Raw genomic sequence first — 17,130 nt, forward strand, 5'->3', positions numbered from 1 at the left:
AGATCAGCCGTGCTGATAGGTATTGCTACCATTTTTGCCAGTAACGCTAGCCATGAATGTATTCAAAGACCGACATTTCAGTCGTGACATTATTCTGTGGGCGGTACGCTGGTACAGCAAATACGGCATCAGTTACCGCTAAATGTAGGAGATGCTGGCTGAGCGCGGTGTCAGTGTTAACCATTGGGGTTTTGGAAGTAATGAAACACTAAACGCCGTTAATCGGTCATTTTAAATAGCCAAAAATAAAATAGCCAATTTACATCGTGGGTTGCCATTTTTAGCCACCTCTTTTACGATAGCCAAATTAACTATACTCATTTTGGCTATCGTAAATGAAAATTGCTCGCATCTATGAAAGAGTCAGCACAGCTGAACAGGACTTAACCCGCCAGGCAGGTATCGAGAAGATGGCCGTGGCCAGTGGTTTCTATATCGCGGGCATTTACCGGGAAAAAGCATCGGGAGCCAGGGCTGACAGACCAGAGCTTCTCCGTATGATTGCCGATCTTCAGCCAGGCGATGTGGTGATAGCTGAAAAAATTGACCGTATCAGCCGCCTCCCTCTTCCTGAAGCTGAAAAACTGATTGCTTCCATTAGAGACAAAGGTGCCCGGCTGGCCATTCCCGGCATTGTGGATTTGTCCGAACTCGTGGCAGAAAATGATGGTGTATCTCGTATTGTCCTTGAATCTGTTCAGGAGCTGTTACTGAAAGTTGCTCTTCAGACTGCCCGCGATGATTACGAAATACGACGTGAAAGACAGCGGCAGGGAGTTCAACTCGCCAAAGTCGCAGGCAAGTACGCAGGCAGAAAGGCCGACCTCGTAACCCACGAACGTATCATTACCCTCCGGCAGTCCGGGCTAACAATTGAACGTACAGCAACGCTGGCTGGATGCAGCATCAGTCAGGTCAAACGCATCTGGGCAATCCATCAGTCGCAAAAGAATTCGTGATTCAGAGCATTCACCAAGGATTGTTCGATATACCAGTTAGGGTTCCACGCCCAAATCGCTAAAAATCCCGTCAGACAGGCAAATACCGGATAAATAATGTGATGCATCACATTACTTATTGTAGTGGCACACTGAATTTGGCCACCTGAACAGAGGTGATATGCTCACCTCAGGACATTACAGGTGCTTCAATGAAAAAAAGAAATTTCAGTGCAGAGTTCAAACGCGAATCCGCTCAACTGGTCGTTGACCAGAACTACACCGTGGCAGATGCAGCCAGTGCTATGGATGTCGGCCTTTCCACAATGACGCGATGGGTGAAGCAGTTGCGTGATGAGCGGCAGGGAAAAATACCTAAAGCCTCTCCCATTACTCCTGAACAAATTGAAATACGTGAGCTGAGGAAAAAAATACAACGTATTGAAATGGAAAACGAAATATTAAAAAAGGCTACCGCGCTCTTGATGTCAGACTCCCTGAACAGTTCTCGATAATCGGGAAACTCAGAGCGCATTATCCGGTGGTCACACTCTGCCACGTGTTCGGGGTTCATCGCAGCAGCTACAAATACTGGAAAAACCGTCCTGAAAAACCAGATGGCAGACGAGCTGTATTACGCAGCCAGGTACTGGAACTGCATAGCGTCAGCCATGGCTCTGCTGGCGCAAGGAGTATCGCAACTATGGCAACCATGAAGGGCTTCAGGATGGGACGATGGCTCGCCGGCAGGCTCATGAAAGAGCTGGGGCTGGTCAGTTGTCAACAGCCCACTCATCGGTATAAATGCGGTGGCCTTGAACACATCGCTATCCCGAATCACCTTGAGCGGCAGTTCGCAGTGACAGAGCCTAATCAGGTGTGGTGTGGCGATGTGACCTATATCTGGACAGGCAGGCGCTGGGCCTACCTCGCCGTTGTTCTCGACCTGTTCGCGAGAAAACCGGTGGGCTGGGCAATGTCGTTCTCACCGGACAGCAGGCTGACCATCAAAGCGCTGGAGATGGCGTGGGAGGCCCGGGGAAAACCAGCCGGAGTGATGTTCCACAGCGATCAGGGCAGCCATTACACAAGCAGACAGTTCCGGCAGTCACTGTGGAGGTATCGGATCAGACAGAGTATGAGTCGGCGTGGAAACTGCTGGGATAATAGCCCAATGGAGCGCTTCTTCAGGAGTCTGAAGAACGAATGGGTACCGGTGACGGGTTACATAAACTTCAGCGATGCAGCCCACGCAATAACGGACTATATCGTTGGGTATTACAGCGCGCTCAGGCCGCATGAATATAACGGTGGGTTACCACCAAACGAATCGGAAAACCGATACTGGAAAAACTCTAACGCGGTGGCCAGTTTTAGTTGACCACTACATCCACTACAGGTCGCTTCTGCCGATGGCGCTTATGACACAAAACTTTGCCATGACGAGCGGCGGCGAAAAAAAATCAAGGCGCTTATCCCGCCGCGAACCCGGGCGGGTTACTGGGCGGCGGAGTATGCGGACAGAAATCAGGCAGAGGCTTACCGGGAGCAATGCTTACTGGAAATGGCACACGGCTTATAACCGGCGGTCGGTGGCCGAAACGGCGATGTACCGGGTTAAACAACTGTTCGGTGGGCACCTGACGCTGCGTGACTACGATGCGCAGGTTGGTGAGGCTATGGCCATGATCCGTGCCTTAAACAAAATGACGCGTGCAGGGATGCCAGAAAGTGTGCGGATTGCCTGAGTAGGTCAGTGACGGGAGGCGCTTTTATCTAAATCCGATTTATTCAACAAAGCCGCGTAACGGATGTAAAATTTAGATATAAATAAAATTATCAATCATTGTGCTACACTATAAAAAACTTATTATCCTTGTAATTTAATGCGGGGTTTTTATGAGTACTTTTAAAAAATTAATAACTGTCATATTGCTTGCTAGCTCTGTGTTGTCTGCTGCTGCATATGCCGAAGAAGAGATTGTACCTATCTTCTGCATCGGCGACGAAGTTCCGAAGGAGATTGATGGCACCTGGTATTGTGTTGAGAGTTAATGATTATTAGCATGGCTTTCTGCGCTTTAACAAAAATTTGAGTGTTCTTTAAAAACTCCCCGTCCTTAATAAAGGCGGGGAATCTCTTAAAAGTTCTAGAACCGATACCTCAAGCCCAAGGTACCTTCAGTATCATTGTAGCCTTTACCACTCAGTTGTTGGGTCACACTTGCCCATACACTCAAGTTGCGGTTTAGTTTTCCTTCTACACCCGCTTTCATCTCAAGCGTATTGTGTCCGCCATCCACACCAACCTGCTCATCGTTCATCCGCACCCCGTCATTTTTACTGTTATAAACCCAGTTTGCTTCAATGAAAGGCCGGAAATTCGCCTTATCGTTGTCTTTTAGGCTTCTGTTATCCAGATACGCCCGCAGGCCCAGCCTCGTTAGCACGTTGTCTGAGCCGGTACCCTGGACATCTGTACCGTTCTGCTCGGTGTGGTCATTCGCCTTGACGCCCACCCAGATAACCTGTGCATGCGGCTGCAACCAGATGCTGTTTTCTCTTTCCTTTTGGGTCAAAAAGGTAGCCAGATGCTGGCTGTAGCCGATCTCAAGTGAGGCGCTCAGACTGCGACTTTTGTAAGTCTCCGGTGATAAATCCTCCCCTTTCACCTCATTGTTGAACCAGCCATGCTGTAGCCAACTGTCTATGAACAAACCGGATTTGTCAGACCAGTTCTGATACCAGGTCCCGTAAAGCCCAGTACTGTAACCACTCACACTGTTCTTTGCGCCATGATCGGTAAGGTGGTTGTGCGTGCTACCATGTTGGACGGCATAGCCACCCATGACGCCCAGCACGGCCTTACCGCCCTTCCCTGACTCCCACGTCAAAACGTCGCCACCGATCTGCATGACATAGCGTTTGGCTGTTGTCGTATTCTGTCCATCAGACAGTTCGGTCTTATTTCGTCCACCTTCGTTACGTATCCACATTGAGGTTGTGTGGATCCCCGCAGATCTGTCGTGCAGTGAGACATTAAAGAGTGAGCGGGATGCCTTCAAGTTATCCGTATAGGCACCTGTTTCCGGACGTACCATTAGCGCTGGTTCCGCATCCTCCGGTAAATCTGGCGTTAACGGCACGACAACAGTGGGTTCGTTCGGAACAGTGGGATTGGGCTGTGGGATGGCGCTAGTCAGATACCAGCCCTTGTCGTCAGCCGGGTCGGCCAGGCTGCCTTTATGCAAACTATAGTCATAGGCGCCGGCCACTACGCGGTTGCCCAGGATGAAAATACCATCGGATTTGCCCCCTACGGATACCACTTGAATACCTCTCAGCGTCTGTGCCCCTGAACCATTCTCATTGAAAATGTTTAGGATACTGCTGCCCGTAGTGTCACCGGTGATGACCAGTTTGTCGGTCAGGGAGTCATCATCGGCCAGTACGCTGCCCAACGAGATGACGCTACCTTCAGTCCCAGTATAGTTTCCATTGATGGTGAGAGTATTACCGGCACTATAGCTGGTAGGGTTAAGTACAATTTTCCCGCTATTCACCATATCCCCGGAAAGAGTTGCACTCAGGTATTGCTGGTCACCCATTATCAGGGTGCCACTATTGGTTAGATTACCGCTCAGGATACTGTCGCTGTTCATCACCAGGGTGCCCGCGTTACTGAAAGCATCGTCCTGCGTAGCCAGTGCATGCCAATCGGCCTCTTGCGATACGATGAGTGTGCTGCCTGATGCCACAGCAATATTATCCGCGTAGACCGAACCATCCGCTGTGTATGACGCTGATTCAGTGTTATCACCCACGGCCACCTTACTGCCATGGCCAACACTGACATCCTTATCACCATTCCAGGAAATAACCCCACCAACTTTTGCACTGTCACCTGCGAAAATCAGCTTGGCACTACCAAGCGCAACATTGCCGGTAATGGTGCCATAGTTGATGATACCGCCAGTCATTGTTCCTGTATTGGTCAGGCTATCCAGCTGACCCTGGTTGACTGCCGCGTATTGCCCCCCGGATAGCGTACCATTATTCGTCAAACTCCCAATATATCCGTCGCTCAGGTTGATGATAGCGGCTGTTTTGCCTTCTATCATACCGGTATCAGAGTTTGAAATTATATTGAGTGTTCCGGAGTTCCAAATCTCAGCGTCAGCCCCCGTGGCGCTGCCTTCATTTTGCAGGGTGCCACTTATCGTACCTTCGTTATACAACATAGCGGCATCGCCGGAAAAATGCCCCATCTGGTTATAAAAGTCGGTGAGGCCCCCGGTATTGCTAATGTGGTAAAACACCGCTCCTTGTGACACCAAATTCTGTGGACTTCTCTCTACTTTACAGACAGTACAACTGGTGGTGGTGAACTGTTTGTAGTTCGACTCGAGAGGGGCGAGGATATTGAACCCCGAATTACCATTTAGATTCACGACGGGTATATCTTCCTCATCTGTTGCTATAAATGGCAAGCCTTGCCCACCTCTTACGTTAACTAGGTACCTTATAATATCCTTATTTCTAGTGGTTCCTGGAGTAATATGTGCTATCCCGCCTGCTACAGAGTAATAAGCACTATTAGGTAATTCTGGTGGGGGATAATAATTCAAGTAACACCTCCAAATAAAACTTATTTTATGTGGATATCATAGGTTTTAATAGGATATAAATAAGCCCTAAAATATCCTTATGTCTGGAGTGATTGCTATTATATTACCGCTGCTCTTGGCCTGAATGAGGTGCTCGGGTAGTCTACCTAACCTACCGACTTACCCGCCGCATCTGTGAATAATCATCCCAGAATATGGTCTGAGCTTAAGTGTGTCTCACTTCCAGTAGTACAATATTAGTGGCTTTGCTGAATAAATCGAACTTTTTCGGAGTTGAAGGGGCTTTGTTGAATAAATCGAACTTTTGGCCGTAGTCAGGATCAGATCACCACACTCCTGATCCTGCAGCGATATCCCGTGGCAAAACAAAAGTTCAAAATCACCCACTGGGCTACCTACAACAAGGCGCTCATCAATCGGGGCTCACTGACATTCTGGCTTGATGAGTCGGCCATTCAGGCCTGGTATGACGACCCCAACACGTCTTCACGTGGTCGTCCTCAACGCTATTCTGAGCTCGCTATTTCCACCGTACTGATGCTCAAACGCGTCTTTCACCTCACACTACGCACCGCTCAGGGATTCATTGATTCCATTTTTACCTTAATGAAGCTCCCGCTCCGTTGCCCAGATTATTCCTGCGTCAGCAGGCGGGCTAAGTCTGTCTGTATCCCTTTCAAAAACACCACGCGCGGCGAGATTGCCCATCTCGTTATCGATTCCACCGGCTTAAAAGTCTTCGGTGAAGGCGAATGGAAGGTGAAAAAGCACGGTCAGGAAAAGCGCCGCGTCTGGCGGAAATTGCACCTTGCGGTGGACGCCGGTACGCATGAGGTTATCTGCGCTGACCTGTCACTGAATAATGTGACTGACGCAGAGGCATTCCCGGAACTTATTCGTCAGACCCACCGGAAAGTTAAGGTCGCTTCTGCCGATGGCGCTTATGACACAAAACTTTGCCATGACGAGCTGCGGCGAAAAAATCAAGGCACTTATCCCGCCGCGAACCCGGGCGGGTTACTGGGCGGCGGAGTATGCGGACAGAAATCAGGCGGTGGCCAGGCAGAGGCTTACCGGGAGCAATGCTTACTGGAAATGGCACACGGCTTATAACCGGCGGTCGGTGGCCGAAACGGCGATGTACCGGGTTAAACAACTGTTCGGTGGGCACCTGACGCTGCGTGACTACGATGCGCAGGTTGGTGAGGCTATGGCATGATCCGTGCCTTAAACAAAATGACGCGTGCAGGGATGCCAGAAAGTGTGCGGATTGCCTGAGTAGGTCAGTGACGGGAGGCGCTTTTATCTAAATCCGATTTATTCAACAAAGCCGGTGTACGCCCAAAACCTGGATTTTTTTGCAGCTAGTTTCGGCTGGGACTGCCTTACAAATCAGATGGTCATAGCTTTGGTGACGGAATTTTCTGGGTTTCCGGCGTAGAACCCGGATTTTACCGCCCAACAGGAAGCGCTGGTAAGACTGGGCGTCTCCCTGGACCGGATTTACCTTGACAAAGGGCTAACGGGGTCAAACCGGCAGAGGCCTGGTCTGGAAATGAAAGCGTTTCGAATGAGAGACATGGGCAGGTAACAACATAAAAAACATTTTATCTAACAACGCCTTAATGCGACAGAGTCCAAATTTGTCCTAAGTCAGGTCGGTACGTACTAGGCATTATCAATGAAATATCTGAATGTTTAGATATAATAAAAATATTATACTAACGTCCATCAGAAAGACGAATATTTCTGGTATAGTTTCAAGTACACTGCGGAAAAAAACCATCAGGTGTTCAATGAAAAGCCGCGATTTACTCAGAGAGTCATGTAAATTTTTTAACGGGACTATTTTTTAGTAAAACATATGAAATCCTTTTTTAGATTAAGACTCAATACATTATTACTTTGCACCTCCATTTATTATCCCTCCGCATATTCAGGCATCATGAGGCATGATATTGAGGTGCAGGATTATCGTGACTTTGGCGAAAATTTGGGAAAGTATTCGGTCGGCTCTATGCATATTCCCGTTTATAAGAAAGATGGCTCCTTATCAGGATACCTTGACTTTCCCATGCCAGATTTTGGCATGGTCGTGACCACTGGTATTAGCACGCTAGTAGCTCCTTCTTACATAGCCAGTGTTCGACATAACACCGGCTATAAAACGGTATCTTTCGGCAATGGCGCTCAGTACGCTACCTCTTACAAACTAATAAACCGTAACAATTCAACCGATTCAGATATAGATTTTCATCTGCCACGTTTAAGTAAAGTGGTTACGGACGCTGTTCCCATTGAGGCTGTAAATAAATCTGAAATTCGTAAAGGCAATACTTCCCGCTATTCTTGGTACGCGCGCGTGGGTGGTGGCAGGCAGAGTCAGGTCAATGACGATCAAACGGGGCGTATTGTCCTGAGCGATGCTTACAAATGGGTCAGCGGGGGAACGATTAATACCGCTGCCGTGACCTTTCCTTCCGGTACCCTACGTGCGCCAGACTATGGCCCAGATAGTCCTCTCACCTCACCCCTATCCATTGGTTCAATGGCAGGCGACAGTGGGAGTCCTATCATAGTGTACGACGAGGTGGACAAGCGATGGAAAATTGCAGGCGTTCTGCATGCAGGTACTAACACAGATGCTTATAACAGTCTTACCTTTTGGGAGTACATACCTGATGGCTATATTCAGGGCATCACAACGGCAAACACCACACCAGAGGTTACTGACACCGTGGATGATGGAGTACTTATCTGGGGTCAGGACGCGATTACCCAGAATGGAAGCGCCTGGTCATGGGAGGGATTGAGTAGTGCCTATAACAGACAGGCCCCCTCAGTAGCAACTGACGAAGAACTGGATGCCACGAAAGACTTACACTTTAACGGTACTGGAGGAGTGATCGAACTCAGCGCCCCCATCAACCTAGGGGCCGGTAAGCTGCAGTTTTCGAATAATTACACGCTAAAATCAGCCGGTGGGGCAGAGGCCACGTGGGCGGGAGGGGGGGTTGACGTTGATGCAGGTAAAGAGGTTCTTTGGCAGGTAAATGGGTTATCCGAGGATGCGCTGCATAAAATCGGTGAGGGAACACTGCATGTGAATGCTAAAGGTATCAATCCAGGAAGCCTCAACGTCGGTGCGGGTACGGTCGTCCTCGATCAGCAGGCCGACGCAGCCGGACATAAACAGGCCTTTTCATCGGTCACGTTGGTAAGTGGTCGCCCGACAGTGGTGTTGAATGATGCAGATCAAGTGGCTACCAGCAACATCAATTTTGGCTATCGTGGCGGAATGCTGGATCTGAATGGTAACGCCCTGAACTTCAAAATGATCAACCATACCGATAGCGGTGCGACATTGGTTAACCACAATGGTCATGAAGTGGCAAATCTTGCTATCACGGGCTTTACTCCCGAAGATGTCCCCTTTAACCGGTGGGATGGCAATAACAATAAGGGAACGCCGGGTTCAATTTATGTTTATGACAACCCATATACCAAAGATACCGAGTATTTTCAACTGAACACCAGTTCATACGGGTATTTCCCTACAAATAAAAGCAGTACATCAACCTGGACTTACCTAGGAACCGATCCTGATGCGGCCGTCGAGTACCGATTAACACAACTAGACCAACAGGTTTTTCGCGGTTTTCTGGGCGAAACAGATGAGAGTAAAAATAATGGTAAAATGAACGTTACGATACGTACTGTTAGAAATACGGCGCTTACAGACCTGACGGGCGGTATGAATATAGCTGGCAACCTCAATGTTGGAAGTGGAACAGTGCTTCTCTCTGGACGACCTATTGCTCACGCGGGTGGTAAAGTGATTGAAGACGACTGGTCAACATCCTTGTTCAGGGCTAACCAGATCAGAGTAGATAAAGAGGGGGTTTTCCAGGTTGGTGAATATGCCAGCGTGACTGCAGATATCATTGCGGATGAATCGGCTCGACTCTCGTTGGGTTACAATGACAGCAAACAGGCGGATGAAAAGAGCTGGCGTTGTTATTCGGTTATCTATAGAAATAATGTCACATGTAGTCAGCCGATACGTGACACAGAGGCATTGGCGCTACTGCCCGCTAGTACCGTGACGGGTGATATTCAACTGGCCAGTAACGCCAGCCTGTACCTCGGTAAAGTACGTTATCAGGGGACTGTTGCATCATCCGGTAGCTCCAGCATGACGCTGGATCCTAATGCTTACTGGGAAATGATGGGCAATAGTAACGTCAGCAGTCTAAGGGCCGAGAGCGGCGCTTTACTGTCGATGGTGCCTATGGGGCGTTGGTCTGCAAAAACGCTTGAAATCGATTCCCTTGATGCGTCTGGCTTGACGATAAGCATGGGTATAAAGCCTTCCATGGCAGAAAATGATAGGCTACTCATTAAAAAATCGGCAACTGGCAGCAGTAACCTGTTAGATATGGCGCTTATGGTAGATGCCGGGCAACAGGTCATTCTGAAACAGGATCTGGTGATAGTTGATGCGCCAGTCGGTACTACACATGACTACTTCACATTTGCTAGTACTTTTAGTGGCTTCAGCATTTACACGCCAAAGTACCAGGTAAAAGATGAGTCGGATCGTGTGTTATGGATACTTGAGAAAAACAATGAAAATGAACTCGATAAAGAGCCGACTTTCAATCCAGATAAGTGGTTTACTGTTCAGGATAATCAGCCGTTGATCCAAAGTACACGCGCGATGATGGCATCGCGTCAGTATATTTTCAGTGAAGCCCTCACTCAACTTTATGACCGTTCAAACCTGCTTCGTATAGCACCGCAGAATAACGGGGAATGGGTTACTGTTGAACACAGCAAAGGCCGTTTCTTTGATCTCAGTACGAACCAGCAGACCCTGAATGTGGGCTGGGATGAAAAGAGTGATATGCAGATATTCGGCATCAGCGCCAGTTACACGCAAGGTCAGGTTAAAGGGAACGGCAAGGAGAATCACCACTTGGCAACAGCAGGTGTATATTACTCATGGCAGCCGCGTGAGGGATGGTTTGTTGACACCGCTAGCCACTATATGTATCTGAATCAGGAACTAACCCTTGACCCTATGCTAGGTGTTAACGGCGCAACACGCGATACTCACATTCTAGCTGGTAGCGCAAGAACAGGGTATCAGTTCAGTTTAGCTGATGACACATTGCTAATTTCACCTTATATCGGGGTCAGTGTTGGTGTGCTCTCTGGTTATTCTCTGAAAGGCAATGATGTAGTGGTCTCTCTCAGTTCGGCAACCCCTTATTACGGTACCAATGGCATTCTGGTGCAAAAAAAGGGGCTATGGCAAGGCTATAAAAATATAACGCTAACTGCGGGGATTGAGTATCAGTATTCCCCGGAAGGAAATGGCTCAAGGATTACTCTTTCAGACCATAGAGCAAACCATCAATATGCACCCTGGTTTGACAACCGCTACAATACACATCTGGGCATAGAAGGGAGCCTCAATCGCAACTTGTCAGCCAGTGTAAAAGTTAAAAACAGCTTCGGCAGGACATTTAAAACTGACTATAGCGGCATTATCGGCATTAATTATCGCTTCTAGGATCAGCGGGAGCATTAGCGCAGAAACTTACGGTTTGGGTAACGACCGGGTAACTGCGATAACTGCCAACCATTGGCGCTACTAAAACGAGGATTTGTGAGAACCTAAACTGCGTCTCTGTTCATATTGTAATATCAACATGTTACGATACTCAAAATCCATTCTCAAAACAAAATTCTCAATTGTCCCGGCCTGCATGAGTTTTGATAGAAAAGATACCGCAACCCTCTTATCGGGGGTATACCAGGCCAGCAATAGCGCGAAACCGTAAATCTTTGTTCAAATGCTACCGCTGGTCCAGGAAGTGGCGTTCGTTCTGTCTGGCTGCGCCACAATCTTGAAAACTTCAAAAAGCGTCTGAAAGCACTGGAAGAGAAAGTGGCTCGTGAGGGTATCGAACTGACTGACAGCCAGATCGCAGCACTGGAACGTAAAGCCAGTGATGACGAGGTCTGTGGCGAAATTGAAACCGCTCATCCGGGTTATCTGGGCTCTCAGGATACGTTCTACGTGGGGAACCTGAAGGGCGTCGGACGTATTTATCAGCAGACGTACGTTGATTATTAGGCGACAATTACTCTGGCCTGTTTGTAACCTTGGCGTCCTGTTTTTTCCCTCAAGGGAGAGATTGTGGCGCTGAATATCAGGCAGGTCAGTTTTTACATGACTCAACGTAATAAAGGTCTTACCCAGGAAGCCGCTGCGGCTACTGCGGGCATATCGGTCCGTTCAAGGGTCTAATGCTCAGTCGAACGAAAACTCACGTTTAGGCGAGAAAACCGTCTGAAAAATCGATTAATAGGCATGCGTGTACACTATTTGCCGTTTTCCGACTTAAAAGACTTCATTTCTACCCTGGTATTTACTGTCCATATTATTATGATTTATCGGAAAAAAATCCTTAACGTGTGAAACCGTTCTGTTGAGCGTCAAACCCCTTTTCCAAGCGGACCCCATTTATGCCGTCTCGAAAACACCTTGAGTGTGGATGGCTTCATCTTCAAAAAGATCAAGCTGCCGTATATGAGCCACTGCCTGTTCAGGATCGGCGGTAAAAAGAACAACCGCCAAGTCTTTTAACGCCCTTGTGCAGCTAACATAGAAAAGCCGGCGCGTTCGATCCATAGTTGTTTCTTCGCCAGCATCGATATGTTTCTGGTCGTTATCTGAGGGCTCCTCAAGACCGAGGTACTTCTCGTAGGAGAATTGGAAATGGTTACTTTCGGCGTCATCCAGAACAACAAGTACCCTATCGAACTCAGCGCCTTTTATGCCTTGCTGAGTCCAAAAAGGAGAACGCTCCGAAATGTAGGTATGGTATGGCAAAAGCTGGCTAGCAGGGCATGCCAGAAAAGCATCCATTGCAGCCATTTCCTTATCAGATTCATCGTCTTCCTGAACATCGTCGTCATTGTTCTCGCCAGCTTCGGGCTCGGGCTGAAATGGCAGAACTGCATTTTGATCCAGATACGATACCAACCTAGGGTCAAGGACTAGTAAATCGGAGGAATTTACTTGTTTTAGAAGATCGCCGATTGTTGCTCCGGAATGTCCCGCTACGCCTGCTGTGATCGAAGCAACAAGTTCGCCGAGTACTTTAAGGCGCTCCGCCACGCTCGCCCCAACAAGAGACTCTTTATCAAGAAGAAGTGAATACTCTCGGATCAATCGCATCACTTCAAGTTGTTGGCCATTGGTATGAGCGATAGCGATCGGGATCAAAAACTTTACACACGATGAAATTGGCCATGCAGAGCCGTCTAAAAACCCATCTTTGAATGCTGACGGAGCTCTAGAGTTGAGCGCAGAATAGAGGTCTCCAAACCCTAAGCGCCTTGCGGCCATCTGGTGAACAATGACGAGAAGCTTCACCCGCTCTTGGTCATCATCACCTGATCGCCAAAAATCGTCACCGGTTCTTGCCGCCATCCATTCACGTACACGAACCAGATTGGCGTCCCGTGTTTCGTCCGCAGGCAAAATAAAAAGATGTGCCGATCCTTCAGGGGTAGGAACTAATCCTTCAGGACCTAAACGCTGGCCAGGGGTTTGAACGAGGTCATCACCATCACGGCGAATAGCATTCGCGAGGTTTAAAACCTTAGTTGAACACCGGAAATTTTCAGATTTCGGTATATCAGCCCACGTAGGCTCTGCTTCAATTTGTCCAGTCCCTGTAACGTATATTCGTTGCATCGGATCGCCAAAGAAGCCGAGGCAAAGTGTCACTCCGGGTTCACGCTCAACGACCTTCAAAGCTTGCACGACCGCAGTGGTAGTGTCTTGACTCTCGTCCACAAAGACAAACGGGAACTGGCGTGCGAGAAGGGTTCGGAAGAGAGGGCGTTCGGAAATAAGGTAGGAGACGAGTTTCAGAATGTCGTCATGACCAAGAATACCCTTTGCGTAGTTGCTACCTGTTCCGTATCGGAACCCTTTGACTGTAGCGATCCGTTCCGACTGCCGACTGAGGCGCTCCAAATCTCGGACGTCCTTATCCTTCGTGCGCTGTTGAACCCTGGGGCCATAGGTTGCCCGTTTTTCTTCAAGTGCCTCAATTTTTTCCACGATGCGCCCAGACACCCAGACACGAATATCATTCTGGAAAGGCTTAGCGAGCAGCCACATAAAGCTGTGGATCGTTGAGACGTGAACCAGAGGGTCACTGCCGACGTCCCTCCAAATCTCTCCGGCCGCAATCTCGGTATAGGTAATACAGGCAATACGCTGACGGGTCTTCTTCAGCTTATCACCGTGTATTTGGATGACCGATGACAGGCCCTTAATCAGCGACGTAGTTTTTCCTGAACCAGCACCTGCCTTCATAATGAAGCTACGCGGTGGAACGTTTCCAAGACAGTTCCGCAGGTCCATGTCGGCTTGGGTATCCGGCTTGTTCGCCCGGCTACTCATGCTCGCCTCCTGTCACAATATCTTCTTCGTTGATGAGGTCGGGCAGCACGGTTTCGAGTTCGATCCGTATTTCGTCTTTCAGCCAGACAAGCCCATCACGGATGTAAGCCGGAACATGCCACGCTTCCTCGTCTTCAGTGAGAACGGCGAGCGCGAACTTCGTTTTATCGAAACTCTTCCGCGAAACCTTCTGATGAAGACCTTTGGCAAGAGCAGCAGGACTAGCGGATCTGGCTTTCACAATCAAGCCTAAAGGTTTCCTCGTTATGGCTTGGGACCACTCCGGATTTTCGAGGCCGAAGTCTTCTTCTAGCGTACGCCCGCAGAGGGTTTCGGTAACTTCATTCCAAGTGATAGCCCGTTCAATCTGATAGGCAACGCGAACCTTCGCATCGTCTTCAAGCACGTGAGTTTTGTCCGCTTCAGATGCGTTACGCAAGTCTTCGATTGTGAGCTTCCCCGGAAGCCATTTGATGAGGGTTTGATTCGACGTTGCGGCACCCGGTTTACTTGGTAAACAGGCCTTTCCATATTTCTTCTTAGGTGCTGGAACCATCGGTTCACCGACTGGATCTTGCCCATTGTCCCGGGCCTGCCCTGCGGCATAGTCTTCCGCGTCGGCTGGAACCTCAAACTCTTCGATTTCCTCGTCATCCACAGCATCGTCGGCCGCCTGAGCCACAAGGGCAACACTATCAATATCGGTGATGATTAGGGTTGTCAGACCGAGAAACTCAATGAGCGACTGGAAGCGATGCCCAAAGGCACCGCCGACTTCCAAAATGCATAGGCAGGCTGAGCGGAGAGTCTTCGCGCTTTTCCGAATCATGACAGGGAGGAGCAGTCGCTCAACGTTGCCTTCAACGAGAATAGCTGCATCTGAGAAAAATAGGTCACAATGCGTCAGCTTCAGATATCGTTCTAAAAAATCACGGTCATCTGGTTGGGATTGGTAGAACGCCGATAGATTTAGGACTTCCGTCAGCTGTTCCCTGCCAATTTTTTTGCGTCGGAAGTAGCGAATCGGCTTGAAGCCTCGCTCGTAAAGGATGTGTGGCGAGTGGGTCGTTATGACCATCTGACTGCCAAAAATGCTTCCGTCGTCGCTCTCTATTTTCAGAAGTTCAAGAATATTGCGGATGAAGACCTGTTGAAGTTGGGCGTGTAGATGGGCCTCTGGCTCCTCAACAAAAAGCAGGTGCAATGGAGGGCGATTATGCATCGCCTCCCACCTGGCTTGAGAGTCTAGAATTTCCACGACCATGTAGATCAAATTTTTGAATCCTAGGCCGTTATAACTGTCAGGAAGGGTAGCGGTGTCTTCGCCATCTCCGATCTGATAGTGAACTCGTGCATCCTGGCTCATGACGTGGGCGGGGTCTAGTGCTGACATTATCTTCAGTCGCGGGTTATTGACACCCGGATAGCCAAGCTTGGCGAGCCGATCAAGCATCGGCTTAAATACGCCATCCAAGTGAATGTTGAGCGCTTGCTCAGAGTTGAACAGCGCCTGGAGGGCTATGTGATCGTCTTGTCTCTGATTAAGGTTGCGTTTGTAGAAGCGGCTCAAACGCTTTGACAGGTCTTCTGATCTTCCGCCTGCTTCCGGATTAGGATCAGCAAGGTGTCGTTGCGCCCCCAGATTGTCGATATGAATAAGAGATTTTAGAATTGTTCCGCCGCCTGGCTCTCCGCCTAGTTCATCTGGAACGTAATCGCCGATCTCACGGAGGGTCTTATCAAATTGCTTGCTATCCAAAATGAAGTACCGCAACTCATATTCGCTCTGGAGTTCGCGCTGGAGATAGTCCGTCATGGAGCGAGGCCAAGGAATGTATTGCGAATCGGGCGGTAGTTCTGCTGCCTGCGCAGTCCCCTTGGCTTTAGCTTCTTGAAAGTTTTTAATGAGGTTAGTGGGGCTTTTCGCGGTCAGGGAAACTCGTATGCCAACCTTAGTACCTTCCCACTCTGTACTCGGAAGCAAGGGAATCACTAGATAGAGGTCTGGTGCTGCAACCTCTAACCAAAGATCGAGATCTATGCTTGGAAAGGAGAAATCCTCGGGGATTGGGGCTGCCAAGTCGATATTTCCACCTTCATCAAAATTTTTCCAGCATGAGGAACTGAAATCGTAAAGGCTGAAACGATCCCTTCCACCCGTAATGAACGCATGGATCGCTTGAGTTGCTGATGTTTTTCCGCTGTTATTTGATCCTACGAATATTGAGATATCGTTAGCCAGCTCAATATGAGCATCCTTTAGGCGTCGAAAGTTCCTGAGGCGATACGAGTGAAGATGCACGAAAACCCTCCGCTGATTTTTAGAATTTATAGTGTAGTGGTCAACAAAATTTGGCTGTGGAGTATCAGCGTTCGAGCTAAAAAATGCAGGCGACAGCGGTCGTTGCAAAGCTCTCTGAAGGTGGGGGTCGCCGGTCGCCCGGCGTAGCCGGTTCAGTGTTGATAGGTATCACCTATCCCATCCCTTGCCCTGTTGAGCCAACCCCGCTTCCAGCGATAAAAGAGTTTCTGTGCGCGGTCGGAGTGGTCACGACAAGGCTGTAAGCCGCAGTCGGGGCGTATCTCCGCGTTAGCGGGCCGTTAGGGCCGCTTACGCGCGTGTACACCTTTCTTACAGCCATGCCTGCCAAATATAGCGGTAATTCTTCGTTTTTCCACTGATTTTGAATTGGTCATCTTGCCCTGAGCGTAGCGAAGGGAGGTACCTCAAAGCCTGCGTTGTCAGGCTTAAGGTACTCTTTCTTTAGAAAGCATGTTTTGTTCAGAATTAACGTTCGAAATTAACATGAAAAAGGACAAGGCTTCGAAGTTAATGGCGTCTGCGTTTAACGGCAGACCCTCTCGCCGAAATTAATGGCATAACAAATCGTCAGGATGGGTGAGCTTGACGTAGAAAAACGATGAAGTCAGGGGCAGGGGGGCTTAAAAGCGGGAATTTCGCTGTGCAACGCGCAGGGGATAGCCTGCCCGGCACCCAAGGTGTCAGCATCTGACCACGCGAAAGCGTGCAAGAAAGGAAAGTCGGTAATGTTAGGCGCGGGCCAAGGCTCGA

The 17,130-nt window shown here is 49.0% G+C and carries 7 protein-coding genes and 5 pseudogenes; 9 read left to right on the forward strand and 3 right to left on the reverse strand.

Annotation, left to right across the window (positions count from 1 at the left end; all coding sequences use genetic code 11):
* Positions 1-52: 52 nt before the first annotated feature.
* The 5 genes and pseudogenes from SYMBAF_RS17305 to SYMBAF_RS17325 all read left to right on the forward strand — a co-directional run.
* Positions 53-139 (forward strand): annotated as a pseudogene (locus SYMBAF_RS17305) (IS6 family transposase); the annotation flags it as partial.
* Positions 140-335: 196 nt separating this feature from the next.
* The gene (locus SYMBAF_RS17310; protein ID WP_040264753.1) at positions 336-959 is read left to right on the forward strand and encodes a recombinase family protein; all 624 of its coding nucleotides are present in this window, start codon (positions 336-338) and stop codon (positions 957-959) included.
* Between the two features lie 191 nt (positions 960-1,150).
* A protein-coding gene (locus SYMBAF_RS17315) for an IS3 family transposase (RefSeq protein WP_152609001.1) occupies positions 1,151-2,319 on the forward strand; the annotation gives its coding sequence in 2 pieces (ribosomal slippage) (positions 1,151-1,400 and positions 1,400-2,319; 1,170 coding nt in all).
* Between the two features lie 12 nt (positions 2,320-2,331).
* Positions 2,332-2,686 (forward strand): annotated as a pseudogene (locus SYMBAF_RS17320) (transposase); the annotation flags it as partial.
* 151 nt (positions 2,687-2,837) lie between these two features.
* A complete protein-coding gene (locus SYMBAF_RS17325; RefSeq protein WP_160289786.1) occupies positions 2,838-2,993 on the forward strand; it encodes a hypothetical protein in 156 nt (51 codons plus the stop codon).
* Positions 2,994-3,088: 95 nt separating this feature from the next.
* Here the strand turns inward: SYMBAF_RS17325 and SYMBAF_RS17330 are convergent, their stop codons facing one another.
* Positions 3,089-5,389 (reverse strand): autotransporter outer membrane beta-barrel domain-containing protein, encoded by a 2,301-nt coding sequence (locus SYMBAF_RS17330; protein WP_152609078.1) that lies wholly within the window; start codon positions 5,387-5,389, stop codon positions 3,089-3,091.
* 534 nt (positions 5,390-5,923) lie between these two features.
* On the opposite strand from SYMBAF_RS17330, the pseudogene SYMBAF_RS17335 reads away from it, so the two are divergent.
* From SYMBAF_RS17335 to SYMBAF_RS17345, 4 genes and pseudogenes are all read left to right on the forward strand, one after another.
* A pseudogene (locus tag SYMBAF_RS17335) lies at positions 5,924-6,844 on the forward strand (IS5 family transposase).
* Positions 6,845-7,013: 169 nt separating this feature from the next.
* Positions 7,014-7,142 (forward strand): annotated as a pseudogene (locus SYMBAF_RS18045) (recombinase family protein); the annotation flags it as partial.
* Positions 7,143-7,430: 288 nt separating this feature from the next.
* Positions 7,431-11,144, forward strand: coding sequence for a S6 family peptidase (locus SYMBAF_RS17340; RefSeq protein ID WP_082026898.1), 3,714 nt, complete (start codon positions 7,431-7,433; stop codon positions 11,142-11,144).
* 300 nt (positions 11,145-11,444) lie between these two features.
* A pseudogene (locus SYMBAF_RS17345) lies at positions 11,445-11,705 on the forward strand (IS481 family transposase); the annotation flags it as partial.
* A gap of 396 nt (positions 11,706-12,101) precedes the next feature.
* Here the strand turns inward: SYMBAF_RS17345 and SYMBAF_RS17350 are convergent.
* A complete protein-coding gene (locus SYMBAF_RS17350; protein ID WP_040264752.1) occupies positions 12,102-14,057 on the reverse strand; it encodes a UvrD-helicase domain-containing protein in 1,956 nt (651 codons plus the stop codon).
* On the reverse strand, positions 14,050-16,359 hold the full coding sequence (locus SYMBAF_RS17355) for an ATP-dependent nuclease (protein WP_040264751.1): 2,310 nt from the start codon (positions 16,357-16,359) through the stop codon (positions 14,050-14,052). The genes SYMBAF_RS17350 and SYMBAF_RS17355 overlap by 8 nt, the downstream gene beginning before the upstream one ends.
* Positions 16,360-17,130 lie beyond the last annotated feature (771 nt).

It is taken from the genome of Serratia symbiotica (assembly GCF_000821185.2).
In the GTDB taxonomy this organism is placed as follows: Bacteria; Pseudomonadota; Gammaproteobacteria; order Enterobacterales; family Enterobacteriaceae; genus Serratia; species Serratia symbiotica.

Bases quoted from the DNA above. Each gene is read 5' to 3' on its own strand.
- SYMBAF_RS17310 (WP_040264753.1), top strand. From the start codon at position 336: ATGAAAATTGCTCGCATCTATGAAAGAGTCAGCACAGCTGAACAGGAC.
- SYMBAF_RS17350 (WP_040264752.1), bottom strand. From the start codon at position 14,057: ATGAGTAGCCGGGCGAACAAGCCGGATACCCAAGCCGACATGGACCTG.
- SYMBAF_RS17340 (WP_082026898.1), top strand. From the start codon at position 7,431: ATGAAATCCTTTTTTAGATTAAGACTCAATACATTATTACTTTGCACC.
- SYMBAF_RS17325 (WP_160289786.1), top strand. From the start codon at position 2,838: ATGAGTACTTTTAAAAAATTAATAACTGTCATATTGCTTGCTAGCTCT.